We start from the raw sequence: 15,711 nt of genomic DNA, 5'->3' as shown, positions 1-15,711 counted from the left end.
GCTGGGTTTTTTGTTAACAGCCTGCAACTCAGAGTGCGCAATATGAGTTAAGGAGTATGACGTGACGCCAGAAATCGCTGAGGTTAAACAGTTTGTTATTAAACAAATGCCATTTAGTCAGTTACCAGAAGCCGCGAGTCATTTTTTTGCCACTCATCTTGAAGTGATTTACTTAACGCAGCAGAATCAACATCAGTGGTTGCGCAGTTCAAAGCTGTATTTATATTTAGTCCGCTCTGGTAGTTATGATCTGCTCAGTGCAAATGGAGAAGTGATAACGCGTTTAGGCGAGGGAGATTACTTTGGTTACCCCTCCTTACTGACAGGGGAGGCTATAAAAAATCAATTGAGTGTTACCAGCGCAGGTCTTGTTTACGCGCTAAAACAGACGGATTTTGACTTTTTACGACATGAATATCCGCTACTCGAACAATACTTTGTAAAAGCACATGCAAACCGCTTATTGTCTTCTCATTATAAGCAAACTCGTGACAATTGGACTGAAAAGAAGATCAGTGATGTGATGAGCAAAGGTGCAGTGGCCTTAACGCCTGATGCTCGAATTGTTGATGCGGCAAAAACCATGAGCCAACATGGGGTTTCTTCGATTATAGTCAGCGAAGATGAGCAGCTATTAGGGATAGTGACGGATAGGGATTTACGCAATCGCGTTTTGGCACAAGAGCGAGACCCAGGTGATATGCTATCTTCTATCATGACTCACTCTCCTAAGTATGTATTTGAGCATAAACGTGTTTTCTCGGCTCTTCACTTGATGCTAAAACATAATATCCACCACTTGCCCGTTTTAAACGAACACCATGTGCCACTTGGTATGCTTACGAGTACGGACTTGCTCAAGCAGCAAAAGAGCGACCCTGTACAATTAATTGGTAATATTTACAAAGCGCAAGGTGTTGCACAATTGAAGCATCTAGCGGGTGAGATCCCGCAATTACTCAAGAGTTTCGCCAATAATGTGGAAGATACTTCTTTAATTGGCAAATTATTGAGTGGTTTAAGTGATGCCCTAACAGCGCGCCTTATCGCTATCTACCAGCAGCAACATGGTCAAGCACCTTGTATATTTAGCTGGATCTGTTTTGGTTCCCAGGCAAGAGAAGAGCAAACATTGCATTCAGATCAAGATAATGGGTTGCTGTTGCCAAATGATGTAACGCAGCAGCAGCGTGTATACTTCGAGAGCATGGGGGAGTTTGTGTGTGAACAGCTTGCACAATGCGGTATTAAGCGCTGCCCAGGCAATATTATGGCCAGTAACGAGGCATGTCGAGGCTCTATACAGCAATGGTTAGCACGTTTTGAAAAATGGATATACGCGCCGACGCCTAAGGCAATGCTTAATTGTAAAATCTATTTTGATTTACGCTTTATAGAAGGGTCGAGTACGCTCTATAGCGAATTTACTGCACAGCTGGCCAAGCTGAAAAAAGATGACTTGTTTTTTGCTGCAATGGCGACGGATATCAATACAAATTCTGTACCGCTGGGGTTGTTTCAACAACTGAAACTAGAGAAAGATCAACAACAGCATAAGTTCTTAGATCTGAAACGACGAGGTGTGGTGATCATTAACGATTTGGCTCGCTTGTACGCGCTTAAAGCGCAAATATATAAAGCTAATACAATAGAGCGTTTAGACGCACTGCTTAGCAGTGACTTACTAAATAAAAACGATGTTTATAATCTTAAAGATTGTTGGCGCTATCTAACTCAGTTACGACTCAACAACCAGCTAGAGCATGACCATTTGCCAGAAAACTGTATCGATCCTGCAGACCTTACATCGCTTGAAAAGCACCAATTAAAAGAAGCGTTTTGTTTAATCAAGCGGGCACAACAGGCATGTGCTTTTAAGTTTGCTAGAGGAAGCTTGTAGTGTTCGCAAAACGCTGGTGGCAAAGAGCCTATAAGCAATTTAAGTTAAAGCAATGTGAATTTGAAGCTTTGAATTATCTCGTTGTAGACATAGAGCTAACCGGACTAGATGCCAAACAAAGTGAAATTGTATCGATAGCTTGGCTAGCGATAGAGGCGGGTCGAATTGATTTAAGTTCAGCACAGTACCATATCCACAAAGATGTAAAAGCATTAGAGCAAAGTCCGGTGTACCATGGTATCGACGACGGTATGCTAAAGGAAGGGGAGTCGCTGGAGTACATTATGCGTGCGCTATCACAGGCGCTCTATAATAAAGTGTTAGTGTGCCACAGCGCATTAGATTGGCCATTTCTCAAACAAGCAAGTGTAATGACAGGTATCGCGGTTGAACCGCAAACGATGGTTGATACTATGGAGATTGAAAAGAAACGTTTACAAAGCCGTGGACAACCTATAGCAGGTGATGGTTTAACTCTAGCATCGTGTAGAAAGCGTTATCATTTACCTGATTATCAAACGCATCATGCTTTGACGGATGCGTTAGCGACAGCGGAGCTTCTTCTGGCACAGGTTAACGCGATGAATGCAGGAAAACGCATTAAATTAGCTGACTTAATGTAAAAAAAAACATCATTTCCCTTACACATTTAATCATGGTCGATTACAATAGCGCCATCTTTGGAGCCATGCTCCTATCATCTTTTTGCAGATAGCTGGATTTTCACTTTAATGACAATCAAACTGGCAATTAATGGATTTGGTCGTATTGGGCGTAACATAGTGCGCGCGTTATACGAGTCTGGACGCCAGAAAGAGATCCAAATTGTAGCGATAAATGAACTGGCAGACCCAAAAGCGGTTGCGCATCTTTTAAAATACGATACCTCGCACGGCCGTTTTGCCTTTGATGTAAAGCATCAAGCACCTTATTTAAATGTGGCGGGTGATAACATCCAACTGTTTAGCGAAGCTGATCCGAGTTTGCTTCCTTGGCAAGCACTTGATGTTGACGTTGTACTGGAATGTACTGGTGTATTTCATTCGCGCCAAGATGCACAAAAGCATCTCAACGCGGGCGCAAAAAAGGTTTTATTCTCTCAACCAGCAGACGCTGATGTTGATGCCACGATAGTGTATGGCATCAATGAAGAAGAGTTAGCGCCGTCGCATACTATCGTTTCGAATGGCTCATGTACGACTAATTGTATTGTGCCAGTGATAAAAGTACTTGATGATGCATTTGGCATTGAATCAGGCGCGATAACGACGATCCATGCCTCTATGCATGATCAACAAGTGATCGATGCATATCATAGTGATTTGCGCCGAACACGTGCTGCGAGCCAGTCAATCATTCCCGTTGATACTAAGTTAGCGCGGGGCATTGAACGTATTTTGCCTAAATTTCATAGTCGCTTTGAGGCAATTGCTGTGCGAGTTCCGACCATCAATGTGACAGCGATGGACTTGAGTGTAACGCTAAACCAAGATGTAGATTTATCGAAGGTCAATCAGGTGTTGCAGCAGGCCGCATCAGGGCGTCTTGAAGGGATCTTAAGTTATACCGAAGAGCCATTAGTCTCGGTTGATTTTAATCATGACCCACATTCTTGTATTATTGATGGTACACAAACACGAGTTAGTCATAAACGGCTAGTAAAGTTATTAGTATGGTGTGACAACGAGTGGGGGTTTGCTAATCGCATGCTCGACACCGCAGCAGCTATGTTGGCACAAAAGTAGTTTATTTGAATATTGAAGTATCGTTTATTAAGGAGAAGGTCCATGTCAGTCATTAAAATGGCCGATTTAGATTTAAGTGGCAAACGCGTTTTAATCCGTGAAGATTTAAATGTGCCTGTTAAAGAGGGCAAAGTGACCTCTGATGCCCGCATCCGTGCATCGTTACCAACGATTAAATTAGCGCTTGAAAAAGGTGCTAAAGTGATGGTGATGTCTCACTTAGGTCGTCCTACTGAAGGTGAGTATGATGCGCAATATTCATTGCAGCCTGTTGTCGATTATTTAAATGATGCCTTAGAGCAAAATGTTCGCTTAGTGACTGATTACCTAGATGGTGTTGAAGTTGCAGATAATGAAGTGGTCGTTTTTGAAAATGTTCGCTTTAACGTGGGCGAGAAAAAAGATGATGAAGCATTGTCTAAAAAGCTAGCTGCACTGTGTGATGTGTATGTCATGGACGCATTTGGTACGGCTCACCGTGCTCAGGCGTCTACCCATGGTGTTGGTTTGTTTGCACCTGTAGCTTGTGCAGGCCCTTTATTGGCAGCTGAATTAGACGCACTAGGTAAAGCATTAGATAACCCTGCGCGCCCGTTAGTGGCGATTGTTGGTGGCTCTAAAGTATCCACTAAGCTCACTGTGCTTGATTCGCTATCAAAAGTGGTTGATCAGCTTGTTGCCGGTGGCGGTATTGCCAACACCTTTATCGCGGCTGCAGGACATCCAGTTGGTAAGTCTTTATATGAAAAAGACTTAATCGCTGAAGCAACCAAGCTAACAGAAGCTGCGCGCAGTAACGATGGCGATATCCCAGTGCCAACCGATGTTGTGGTTGGCTCAGAATTTTCAGAATCAGCTGTGGCGACTATCAAAAATGTCAGTGAAGTGACCGATGAAGATATGATTTTTGATATCGGCCCTGATACCGCAAATATATTGGCACAAATCATTGAGCATGCAGGTACTGTTGTTTGGAATGGCCCAGTTGGCGTGTTTGAGTTTGATCAGTTTGGTAATGGTACTGAAGCGATTGCAAATGCCATTGCCAAATCTAACGCATTCTCGATTGCTGGTGGTGGTGATACATTAGCTGCAATTGATAAATATGGTGTTGCAGACGATATTTCTTATATTTCTACAGGTGGCGGTGCCTTTTTAGAGTTTTTAGAAGGGAAAAAACTACCAGCAGTAGCTATGCTTGAAAAAAGAGCAGGCGTTTAATTTTTAATGGGCCAGCTTTGCTGGCCTTATTTGTTTATATCACTCTCACTTAGATGTGAACAAATATCAGTGGTGTAGGCCACATACAATTTATCCGTTCAAACTAGATGACAAAGTCATCGACTATTGGAGAAAGCAAAATGGCTTTAATCAGTATGCGTCAACTTCTTGATCATGCAGCAGAGCATGGTTATGGGGTTCCAGCTTTTAACGTAAACAACCAAGAACAAATGCGCGCGATTATGGAAGCGGCTGACAGAACAAACAGCCCTGTAATTGTGCAAGGTTCTGCGGGTGCACGTGCTTATGCTGGTGCGCCGTTTATACGTCATATGATCTTAGCTGCAATTGAAGAGTGGCCGCATATTCCGGTTGTGATGCACCAAGATCATGGTACGTCTCCGGCGGTTTGTCAGCGCTCAATTCAATTAGGTTTCTCGTCAGTCATGATGGATGGCTCACTATTAGACGATGGTAAAACGCCTTCTAGTTATGAGTACAACGTTGATGTAACCCGTCGCACAGTAGAAATGGCTCACGCTTGTGGTGTGTCAGTTGAAGGTGAGTTAGGTGTACTTGGTTCTTTAGAAACAGGTGAAGCCGGTGAAGAAGATGGTATTGGTGCGGTGGGTAAACTAACTCACGATCAACTATTGACAGACCCTGAAGAAGCTGCAGATTTTGTAAGCAAAACAGGTGTAGATGCACTGGCGATAGCATGTGGTACCTCACATGGTGCGTATAAGTTCACACGTCCACCGACGGGGGATATTTTAGCGATTAATCGCATCAAAGAGATCCATGCGCGTATTCCAAATACGCACCTTGTAATGCACGGCTCTTCATCTGTGCCACAAGACTGGCTTGCAGTAATTAATGAATACGGTGGTGAGATCCCAGAAACTTACGGTGTGCCTGTTGAACAGATTGTTGAAGGTATCAAATTCGGTGTACGTAAAGTAAATATTGATACTGATTTACGTTTAGCATCAACCGGTGCTATCCGTCGTCACCTTGCGCACAATCCTGCCAACTTTGACCCACGTAAATTCTTAGCTGAGGCTACCAAGGCAATGACAGAGATCTGTGTTGATCGTTATGAGGCATTTGGCACAGCAGGACAAGCAAGTAAGATCAAACCAATCTCATTGGATGATATGCATTTGCGTTATTTATCTGGTGAGTTAAACCCTCAGATCAAATAATAACTAAGTCTGCTATTAGTTAATCAAAAGCCTCTATATGAGGCTTTTTTTTGGATCAATATTTTACCACCGATCATATTTTAAGATCAGTAAGTTAGCCATTTTAGCTTACTGGGATCAGTTTTTTACTAGCTAAATAGCGTTAGATCCAAATATAGCTCATTTTTGGGTGTTTTTTAGCTAATTGTATGGTTGTAAAAGTATTTGTAGGCTTTAGTGTAAGTAAAATACTGATCCCTGAAGGGATCGGGTTAGTAAGATTTTGATCTGAAATACGCTTCTTAGTATAAATTTGATCTTGAGCAGGGTTATTTCTTGATCTCCCCTCAGGAGCGACTAATTTTTATACTGAAGCTCGTGTTTTGAGTTATGTGAGTTCATGGATTTGAACTTAAAACTTTATCCCTTGAGGCTGCGCAATCATGAAAATAAATTTACTAACGGTTGGTTGTTTTTCCTTATCTATGATATCTGGTTTCGTCAGTGCTGAAACGTTAAAAGCATATGGTCGAGTGCACGCGGGTGTCCAATACAGTGATATATCGAGTGAGAGTGAAACCAGCATAGAAAGCTATGCTTCTCGCTTGGGTTTTAAAGGTGATACGAAAGTAAATGACGGATTAGAAATATTTTTCAAGTATGAGTTTGAAGTGAATCCAGCGGATAATGATAAAGATGGTAAAAGTGGTGAGAATATTACTGCAAGATCTCAATATGTTGGTATGAAGGGGAGTTTGGGACAAATTTTAATTGGTCGTGACGACACCGCGATGAAAAAGTCGCAGGGTAAAGTAGACATGATGAATGATTTTGAAGCGGATATTAAGACCCTGTTTGCTGGTGAAAATCGTTTGGGAGATACTATTCAATACAGCACGCCAGAGCTCAATCATTTAAAGTTTGTTGTAAGTTACATTGCTGAAGATAATAGCAAGCAAAAAGGAAAGTCTGGTTTATCGGTTGCAGCTATGTATGGTGACAGTAAATTAAAGAAAACGCCTATATATATTAGTGTTGCTCATGATGAAGAAGTGGCTGGGCAAGATATTAATCGTATCACAGTGCAAGGTAAAATGGGTAATGCAACACTTGGTGGGGTATATCAACAAAGTGAAAAAGTTGATTCAAGCAGTAAAGTCGACAGTTTTATGGTGAGTGCCTCATACAAAATAAAAAGTTACAAGTTACTTGCACAATATCAAGACTCAGACGGTGCGAGTGGTAAATTATCAGACTCTGGTAATGCAACATCTCTAGGTGTAGAAAAAAGCCTTTCAAAGCAAGCGCGTATGTATTTTTGGTACTCTCAATTTGACTTAGATAATAATGCTGAGCAAGAACATATGGCACTAACGTTACGATACGATTTTTAGTTAAATATTTTTATTTTTTAAATAATCCAGTAACATCAATAAGCTACGAAATTATTTTGAATATTCTTTTATTTGTAATTTTTTTGGCAGCTTTTTAAAATCCGGTGTAGTATTTCATAAAACTGTCACACTAAGTCATAATAATGACACCAACTTCGGTAATGAAAGAGAACATTGGGATGTCACGTAAAGTACTTGTAGTTGATGATGAAGCGCCTATCAGAGAAATGCTGGTATTTGTTTTAGAGCAAAATGGTTTTCAAGCTATTGAAGCTGAAGATTATGATTCGGCAATTGCCGCGATGGTAGAGCCTTATCCAGATATGGTATTATTAGACTGGATGTTGCCAGGAGGCAGTGGTATTCAGATAGCTAAAAAGTTTAAGCAAAGTGAATATACCCGACAGATCCCAATTATTATGTTAACGGCACGTGGTGAAGAAGAAGATAAAGTCAAAGGCTTAGAAGTTGGTGCCGATGACTATGTTACTAAGCCGTTTTCTCCTAAAGAACTTATGGCAAGGATCAAAGCAGTGATCCGCCGAGTTTCACCGACTTCGCTTGAAGAAGCTATCGAGGTTCACGGTTTGCGTTTAGACCCTATTTCACATCGCGTAACATCAGCTGGTAGTGAGCTTGATATGGGACCTACAGAGTTTCGCTTGTTACACTTTTTTATGACCCACCCAGAACGCGTGTATAGTCGAGAACAGTTACTTGACCATGTTTGGGGCACTAATGTGTATGTTGAAGACAGAACGGTTGATGTTCACATTCGTCGTTTGCGCAAAGCAATCGCGCCATTAGGTCACGATAGACTTGTACAGACTGTTCGTGGTGCAGGTTACCGTTTTTCTAGCAAGTTATAACATAGGCTAGTAGTGGTTGTGTTAGGACACGATTATATATGTACCGAGTGATTAATAAACAGGCGTTATTTAAACGCCTGTTTTTGTATTTTCTGCCTTTGACTTTGATCGGTATTTTGATTGGTGCCCCCTTCGTATTGTTATTTATCGGGGCGCTTTCGTTATTACTTTGGCATTATCATCAGTTGTATCGTCTCAGTGACTGGTTGCTTAATCAACGAAGCTTCAACCCACCCGAAGGAGAGGGGGCTTGGGAGCAGATTTTTGAGGGGATCTACCATCTACAGCATCGAAATCGTAAAAAGCGAAATGAACTAGCCGAACTGATCAGACGTTTTCGTGAAGGTGCTGAAGCAGTTCCTGATGCAGTTGTTGTTCTGCAACAAGACATGAGTATCGTGTGGTGTAATCAACTGGCGTTAAAAGTGCTTGGCTTACAGTGGCCCACTGATCATGGACAACGCTTGGATAACTTGATCCGAGATCCTAAATTTGTCAGATATATGAACAATCATCAGTTCGATGAGCCACTTGAGTTAGACTCAGGTCATGCTAGCGAGCAAGTACTTGAATTCCGTGTTATGCCCTATGCAGAGCAACTAATGATGGTGGTTCGAGATATCACGCGTTTAAAGCAGTTGGAGCAAATGCGCAAAGATTTTGTTGCTAATGTGTCTCACGAACTCAGAACACCATTAACGGTGGTGACGGGTTATTTAGAGATGTTAGAGAGTGATAATTTGCCCCCACCATCTGTTTGGAATAAAGCGCATTTTACTATGATAGAGCAATGCAAGCGAATGGATAGCTTAGTGAATCAGTTGTTATCGCTATCTCGAATTGAAGGTGCTCGAAAACATGAGAAGGATAAGCCGGTTGATGTGCCTAGGATGCTTTCATTGATTGAAACAGAGGCCAAGTCATTAAACCAAGATAAACACCATGAGCTGGTATTTAATGTTGACCCCTCATTAGACATATTAGGGGCAGCAGATGAATTACGCAGTGCTTTTTCTAATTTGGTGTTTAATGCTATTCACTACACAAAATCTGACGGGCGTGTAGAAGTGAGTTGGCAATGTGATCCAGATGGTCGTCCACGTTTCTCGGTAACAGATAATGGTGATGGTATAGCTCCTGAGCATATTCATAGATTAACAGAGCGTTTTTATCGTGTTGATAAAGCGCGTAGCAGAAAAACCGGAGGGTCTGGTTTGGGGCTTGCTATAACAAAACACGTACTGACAAGGCATGACTCAGCACTTGAGATTAAGAGTACTGTAGGTGAGGGATCTACCTTTTCATTTGCCTTTCCTAAATCAAAGAGTACTTTTATGACAAATGCTGAAAGTCATAAAAGTGTCATTTAAGAGTAATTTTTCTGTCATCGAATGACTGCAAAATAGTCTGCGTTATTTAAATGGGACGAACAATTGGAGTAACCCCAATGAAATTTAAAAGCTTAGTTGCCGCAATGGGTGTGGCTGTAACAACCTTAGTTTCAACACAAGTATCTGCGCTAGATAAGGCTCTACCAGAATATAATAAAACCAGCGGGATCTCAGGTAACTTCTCTTCTGTGGGCTCCGATACGCTTGCAAACATGATGACGTTCTGGGCAGAAGAATATAAGCGTATTTATCCTAACGTAAATATCCAAATTCAAGCGGCAGGTTCTTCTACTGCGCCGCCGGCACTTACAGAGGCGACTGCTAACTTTGGCCCAATGAGCCGTAAGATGAAATCTAAAGAAATCGAAGCATTTGAAAAGCGCTATGGCTATAAGCCAACAGAAGTGCGCGTAGCTATCGATGCGTTAGCAGTATTTGTACACAAAGATAACCCAATTGAAGGTCTACGCATTGATCAAGTGGATGCTATCTTCTCATCAACACGTAAGTGTGGTGCAACTGAAGAAGTAACGCGTTGGAGTGATGTAGGCCTAACAGGCGACTGGGCTGCAAAAGACGTGCAGCTTTACGGTCGTAACTCAGTATCTGGCACCTATGGTTACTTTAAAAAGAAAGCATTATGTAAAGGCGACTTCCGTAATAACGTAAATGAACAGCCAGGTTCTGCATCTGTAGTACAGTCAATCTCGTCATCAGTGAATGCGATTGGTTACTCTGGTATTGGTTACAAAACATCAGGTGTTCGTACGGTACCGATTGCTAAAAAAGGCAACAGCTTTGTAGATGCGACACTAGACAATGTTGCACAAGGTAAATACCCACTATCTCGCTTCTTGTATGTTTACGTGAACAAGCATCCAAACAAACCTTTAGCGCCAATCGAAGCTGAATTCTTGAAGATGGTATTGTCTCAAGATGGTCAAAAGATTGTAGAGAAAGATGGTTATGTTCCACTTTCTGGTAAGATGGCTACTTCAGAGCTGAAGAAGTTAGGCTTGCTATAAAATAAACTCTTTAGCCTATGGAAAGGCTTTAGAAAGCGCTCAAAAAAATGCCCCTTATCGTAGGGGCATTTTTGTTGTTAATAAACGTTGATGAGATGATGCAATACTAATGCGCAATAACACTTAATCCTTTTGAAGGATTAAACCTGACGACAGCTGCGTTAAAAATTTCTCATTTAGAACAACAAAATAACGTAATTTTTGCCTTGCTATCGACAAGGTTTTCTTGCTTCAAAATAGACCACTTAGTTAAGCGGATTGGTATTAATCATTTTTAGGGATAAAACTTAACACCAGTTGCGTTTAAACGTCTCATTTAAAACAACAAAATAGCGATAATTTTTATCGACTCTAAAGAGAGCAGTTAATTATGCGAATGGGTATAAACGCATAACTAACAAATGTTCTTTTACTTTTAGAGCGTTACTTGCATATTATCTATGAGTCTAACTTTACCCAAGAACGCTGCTGCGAGAATAACTAGCTGTTTATCATTTTGGTTTGCTGGCCTTAATGTTTGCGCATTAGCAATGTTAAAGTAATCAGGTTTTAAACCATGCTCGATTAATGTTTGTTTTGCTTGCTCTTCAATTTGGGTAAACTCTGTATTACCAGATTGCAAATGGCTTACTGCATCATTGAGTGTGTTAAACAGCACTTTGGCAGTGCTTTTCTCTTGTGCACTTAAATACCCATTGCGAGAACTCATCGCAAGACCTGAGGCTTCACGTTTAGTTGGTACCCCCACAATTTCAATGGGCATAGACAAATCTCTCACCATGGTTTTGATGACTTGCAACTGTTGATAGTCTTTTTCTCCAAAACACGCAATATCTGGTTGCACCATATTAAATAGTTTGGTTACTACCGTTGCAACGCCCTTGAAGTGACCGGGTCGAGAGCCGCCACAGTAGCCCAAAGATATTTCTGGGACATCGACATAACTTTGTGCTGCAAGTCCATTAGGGTAAATAGTGTCAACACTTGGCGTAAAAACAAGATCTGTTTCTAGCTCAGCAAGACCTTGCTTATCCTCTGTAAGCGTTCTTGGATAGCTATCTAAGTCTTCCGACGCACCAAATTGCATCGGGTTAACAAAAATACTCACTACCACTTTATCGGCAAGCGTTTTGGCTCTTTCTACCAATGAAAAATGGCCATAGTGTAAATTGCCCATCGTTGGTACAAAGGCGATGGTTAAGCCTTGCTGACGCCACGCTTTAATTTGACTACGTAGCGATTTAATCTCAGTGACTGATTGCATTAGTTAAACTCATGTTCAGAAGTAGGAAACGCGCCAGATTGTACATCTTGACAGTACTTCTTAACTGCATCCGGCATGTTGCCCGTTTCAGCTAAAAAGTTTTTAGAAAACTTTGGAATATAGCCCGCTGAAATACCCACTAAATCATGCATAACGAGGATTTGGCCATCGGTCTCTTTACCTGCGCCAATTCCTATCACTGGAATACTAAGTTCATCAGAGATACGTTTTGCAAGTGGTGATGGAATACACTCAACAACAAGCAGCTGAGCACCGGCTTCTTCTAACGCTTTGGCATCAGCAACCATGCGGTCAGCTTGCTCATCTTGACGGCCTTGAATTTTAAAGCCACCAAAGACATTGACTGATTGCGGTGTTAGCCCTAAGTGGCCACACACAGGGATCCCTTGCTGGGTAAGAGCTCGAATACTGTCTAATAGCCATTCTCCGCCTTCTAACTTCACCATATTTGCGCCCGCACGCATTAGCTGTGCTGCGTTTTCACATGTTTGAGTAGGGTTCGAATAAGTCATGAAAGGCATATCCGCTATAACAAATAGTTCTTTACTGCCAGCTCTTACACAGCGTGTGTGGTAGGCAATATCATTGTTACTTACAGAAAGCGTGTCTTCGCTCCCCTGTAAGACCATGCCTAAAGAGTCGCCGACTAATATGATATCAACACCATTATCATGAAATAGTTTTGCAAAACTCGCATCATAGGCTGTAAGCGCCGTGATTTTTTTTTGCTGTTTTTTCATTTTTGCCAGTGTTGATACAGTTACCTTAGCCATGTCAGTCCTCTTGATGGAGTGTATTTATTATTGAATAGGAGTTAAGCCGTTTAGCGGCACTTGTTTGCAAATGTCCGTCAATTTATCACCTGAGGGCAGTTCAAGGTGAGGGGCAATCTCAAGCAAAGGGTAAACAACAAATTCACGTTGGCATAACCCATAATGAGGTACAGTTAAGCGCTCGGTATTAATTTGTAATTCACCAAATAGTAAAATGTCTAAATCGAGTGTACGGGGCCCCCAACGTTCGTTTTTACGAATACGACCCTGTTCAAGTTCTATTTTTTGCAGTGCATCCAACAATGTTTCAGCTGTTAAGCTGGTTTCAATGCACGCCACTGCGTTTACATAATCGGGTTGATCTTGAGGACCCATAGGCCTTGAACCATAAAAGCGTGAGCAGCCAACAAAATGACTATCAGATAGGCTTTTTAACGCATCGATAGCACGTTCTAGTTGCGCAATAGGTTCGTTAAGGTTTGCGCCCAAACCAATGTAAACTTTAGTCATTGCTTTGTGGTTTCTTTTTGGGTTTGCGGCGATAACGGCGACGAGGCTTGCCTGTTTCTTGGGTCGGTAGCGACTTCACCATATCTTTTTGGCCATTGATATCTTGCTTTAAATAATCTGTCCACCAATCAGCCAATGCTTGCTGTTGATGCTCTCCGCTTTCTACACGAAGTAGTAAAAAGTCATAAGCAGCCTTAAAGCGAGGTTGTTGAGACAGTCGATACGCTCTTTGACCACCGCGCTTGTCTAAACGCATTTGAATATGCCAAATATCACGCGCTCCCAGCGTAAAACGCTTTGGTACTGCGATTTGTTTGGCATTTTCTGCGAGTACTTGGTTCATCGCTTGTGCATACGCATCAAACATGGGCATTTGTTCTTGTTGTTGAAGTTGCTCACTGCGTTTTAGCAGAGGGAACCAAAGTAGTGCAGCATAGACAAATGCAGGAGTTACTTTTTTGTCTGCATTGATACGCTGATCGGTATTTGCAAACATTTGTGCGATAAAGCGCGGCTCGAAACCACTGTCGCTTTGCTCAATAATGGCATCAAGAGCTGGAAATAGTTGCTTAAATAAGCCCATCTCTCTTAGCATGTGGTAGTTTTGCTCAGCTTTACCATTAAGAAATAATTTTAATGTTTCTTCAAATAATCTAGCCGGTGGAATATTACTCAACAAGTCGGCTAAGTCTTTAATTGGCGCCTCGGTTGCTGGCGCGATCTGCATATCGAGTTTTGTTGCAAAACGCACAGCACGTAGCATTCGTACTGGGTCCTCTCGATATCGAGTTTCGGGATCGCCGATCAGTTCAATTTTGCGCTCTTTTATTGCGGCAATACCATTGGCGAAGTCATGAATGCTAAAGTCTTTAACGGAGTAATAAAGCGCGTTAATAGAGAAGTCGCGACGTTCTGCATCTTCTTCAATGGTGCCATAGACGTTGTCTCTGAGTAGTTGTCCATGCTCACTCGATTGGCTTATCGGGTTTTTACTATCTTGGCCCTGATGGTGGCCGCGCATTGTTGCTACTTCAATAATTTCACGACCAAATACGATATGTGCCAAGCGAAAACGTCGGCCAATTAACCGACAATTACGAAACAGCTTTTTTACTTGCTCTGGAGTAGCGTTAGTCACAACATCAAAGTCTTTTGGCTCTATGCCGAGTAAAATATCTCGAATACAGCCACCGACAAGATAGGCGTCATAGCCACCATCCTTTAAGCGGTACAATACTTTAATTGCATTTGGACTTAGTTGCTTGCGAGAAATATTGTGCTCGCTACGCGGGATCAATTTTGGCTCGGTACAGGTTACAGTCGTCGCCTTAGCATCGCTTTGGCCAACTAATTGTCTGCAAAACTTAAATAACTTAGAAATAATAACCTGTCTCCTAAAACAGTGGGAATGCCAAAAGTAATAAAATGCATAGGCGAACCTATAAGGCTCGCTATAATATACCAGTGCTGACGAAAAATTAAGTTTTGGACTGAAATATTGTTTGCTTAAGCATCATAGTTCATGGGTTTTTCCTGCACTTTTGGGATCGTATCAAGGCAAAATGATTGCACCGCCCATGCTAATACTTCTTCAATTGTGGCAGTGGTTAATTCGCTTGGAGGATTAAACCCTAAAAAGCGCAGCGCAGCCAGCGTTGCAGGTATGGGGTTGCGTTTGTCTATTGCTGGTGCATGGTTTTGTTTTGATAACTTAAAGCCAGGCTTGGCTACAGCCAGTGGTATATGAGCGTAATGTGGCGCGCAATTGCCGAGTTGTTCAAACAGCCCCAACTGGCGAGCCGTTGGTTCTAATAAGTCTGCACCTCTTACAACATGAGTAATCTTTTGCTCAATATCGTCTAATACGACTACCAATTGGTACGCAAACAAGCCATCACGGCGTTTGATTATGTAATCTTCATGCGCAATTTTTTTTGGAATGTGCACTAAGCCTTGAATTTGGTCATGAAATTTCTCTATGGGAAAGTGCTGTTGCAAACGCAAGGCGTTGCCTGAGCGCGGTAGATTGAGTGTTCTACAGTGATTGTCGTAAAAGCCGCCACGCAGTTTTATTTCTTTGCGTGTGCACTGACATGCGTAAACTAGGGATTGTTGGTTAAGATGCTCTAACGCGTCTTCATACAAAGAATGGCGTTGACTTTGATATATTACGTTCTCGTCCCAGTGTAGCCCGTAGGCCTCTAGAGTATGCAGAATGTCACTGTCTGCGCCTTTGACTACGCGCGGTGTATCAATATCTTCAATGCGGACCAGCCACTGACCTTGTTGGCTTTTGGCAGTTAAAAAACTAGCAAGCGCTGCAATGAGCGAACCAAAATGTAAGGGACCCGAAGGCGAGGGAGCAAATCGACCGCGATAGCTCCCTTGATGGGATAATGCTGGGGTGAGCATAA

Annotated in this window: 14 protein-coding genes; 9 read left to right on the top strand and 5 right to left on the bottom strand. The window is 42.0% G+C overall.

Features of this window, described 5'->3' with window-relative positions; all coding sequences use genetic code 11:
• The first annotated feature begins 61 nt into the window (after nt 1-61).
• The 9 genes from GDK41_RS14045 to GDK41_RS14005 all read left to right on the top strand — a co-directional run bounded on the left by GDK41_RS14045 (nt 62) and on the right by GDK41_RS14005 (nt 10,729).
• On the top strand, nt 62-1,900 hold the full coding sequence (locus GDK41_RS14045; RefSeq protein ID WP_152086997.1) for a DUF294 nucleotidyltransferase-like domain-containing protein: 1,839 nt from the start codon (nt 62-64) through the stop codon (nt 1,898-1,900).
• Complete coding sequence (locus GDK41_RS14040; RefSeq protein ID WP_152086996.1) at nt 1,900-2,523, top strand: 3'-5' exonuclease; 624 nt, start codon at nt 1,900-1,902, stop codon at nt 2,521-2,523. The genes GDK41_RS14045 and GDK41_RS14040 overlap by 1 nt, the downstream gene beginning before the upstream one ends.
• Nucleotides 2,524-2,631: 108 nt before the next feature.
• Nucleotides 2,632-3,645: an erythrose-4-phosphate dehydrogenase gene (gene epd / locus GDK41_RS14035; protein ID WP_152086995.1), complete on the top strand. Its 1,014-nt coding sequence runs from the start codon at nt 2,632-2,634 to the stop codon at nt 3,643-3,645.
• A gap of 42 nt (nt 3,646-3,687) precedes the next feature.
• On the top strand, nt 3,688-4,866 hold the full coding sequence (locus GDK41_RS14030; protein ID WP_152086994.1) for a phosphoglycerate kinase: 1,179 nt from the start codon (nt 3,688-3,690) through the stop codon (nt 4,864-4,866).
• A 140-nt stretch (nt 4,867-5,006) separates the two neighbouring features.
• Nucleotides 5,007-6,071, top strand: a complete 1,065-nt coding sequence (gene fba / locus GDK41_RS14025) for a class II fructose-bisphosphate aldolase (protein ID WP_152086993.1) — start codon at nt 5,007-5,009, stop codon at nt 6,069-6,071.
• 422 nt (nt 6,072-6,493) lie between these two features.
• The gene (locus tag GDK41_RS14020) at nt 6,494-7,444 is read left to right on the top strand and encodes a porin (RefSeq protein WP_152086992.1); all 951 of its coding nucleotides are present in this window, start codon (nt 6,494-6,496) and stop codon (nt 7,442-7,444) included.
• A 179-nt stretch (nt 7,445-7,623) separates the two neighbouring features.
• Nucleotides 7,624-8,313: a phosphate regulon transcriptional regulator PhoB gene (phoB, locus tag GDK41_RS14015; RefSeq protein ID WP_070985814.1), complete on the top strand. Its 690-nt coding sequence runs from the start codon at nt 7,624-7,626 to the stop codon at nt 8,311-8,313.
• Between the two features lie 38 nt (nt 8,314-8,351).
• Nucleotides 8,352-9,683 carry a phosphate regulon sensor histidine kinase PhoR gene (gene phoR / locus GDK41_RS14010; RefSeq protein WP_152086991.1) on the top strand — a complete coding sequence of 444 codons (1,332 nt, stop codon included), beginning with the start codon at nt 8,352-8,354 and terminating at the stop codon, nt 9,681-9,683.
• 77 nt (nt 9,684-9,760) lie between these two features.
• Nucleotides 9,761-10,729, top strand: coding sequence for a PstS family phosphate ABC transporter substrate-binding protein (locus GDK41_RS14005; RefSeq protein WP_152086990.1), 969 nt, complete (start codon nt 9,761-9,763; stop codon nt 10,727-10,729).
• Between the two features lie 415 nt (nt 10,730-11,144).
• Here GDK41_RS14005 and panC read toward each other — a convergent pair whose 3' ends face one another.
• The 5 genes from panC to gluQRS form a co-directional block, all read right to left on the bottom strand.
• Nucleotides 11,145-11,993 carry a pantoate--beta-alanine ligase gene (gene panC, locus GDK41_RS14000; RefSeq protein ID WP_152086989.1) on the bottom strand — a complete coding sequence of 283 codons (849 nt, stop codon included), beginning with the start codon at nt 11,991-11,993 and terminating at the stop codon, nt 11,145-11,147.
• Nucleotides 11,993-12,787, bottom strand: coding sequence for a 3-methyl-2-oxobutanoate hydroxymethyltransferase (gene panB / locus GDK41_RS13995; RefSeq protein ID WP_152086988.1), 795 nt, complete (start codon nt 12,785-12,787; stop codon nt 11,993-11,995). Before panB ends, panC begins: the two co-directional genes overlap by 1 nt.
• 27 nt (nt 12,788-12,814) lie before the next feature.
• Nucleotides 12,815-13,297: a 2-amino-4-hydroxy-6-hydroxymethyldihydropteridine diphosphokinase gene (gene folK, locus GDK41_RS13990; protein ID WP_152086987.1), complete on the bottom strand. Its 483-nt coding sequence runs from the start codon at nt 13,295-13,297 to the stop codon at nt 12,815-12,817.
• Nucleotides 13,290-14,594, bottom strand: coding sequence for a polynucleotide adenylyltransferase PcnB (gene pcnB / locus GDK41_RS13985; protein WP_152086986.1), 1,305 nt, complete (start codon nt 14,592-14,594; stop codon nt 13,290-13,292). The genes folK and pcnB overlap by 8 nt, the downstream gene beginning before the upstream one ends.
• A 209-nt stretch (nt 14,595-14,803) precedes the next feature.
• On the bottom strand, nt 14,804-15,709 hold the full coding sequence (gluQRS, locus tag GDK41_RS13980; RefSeq protein ID WP_152086985.1) for a tRNA glutamyl-Q(34) synthetase GluQRS: 906 nt from the start codon (nt 15,707-15,709) through the stop codon (nt 14,804-14,806).
• Nucleotides 15,710-15,711: the final 2 nt, after the last annotated feature.

Source organism: Pseudoalteromonas sp. A25 (assembly GCF_009176705.1).
GTDB lineage: Bacteria > Pseudomonadota > Gammaproteobacteria > Enterobacterales > Alteromonadaceae > Pseudoalteromonas.
Note: the sequence above shows the minus strand (reverse complement) of the source record. Positions and strands in the feature narration are given on the sequence as shown.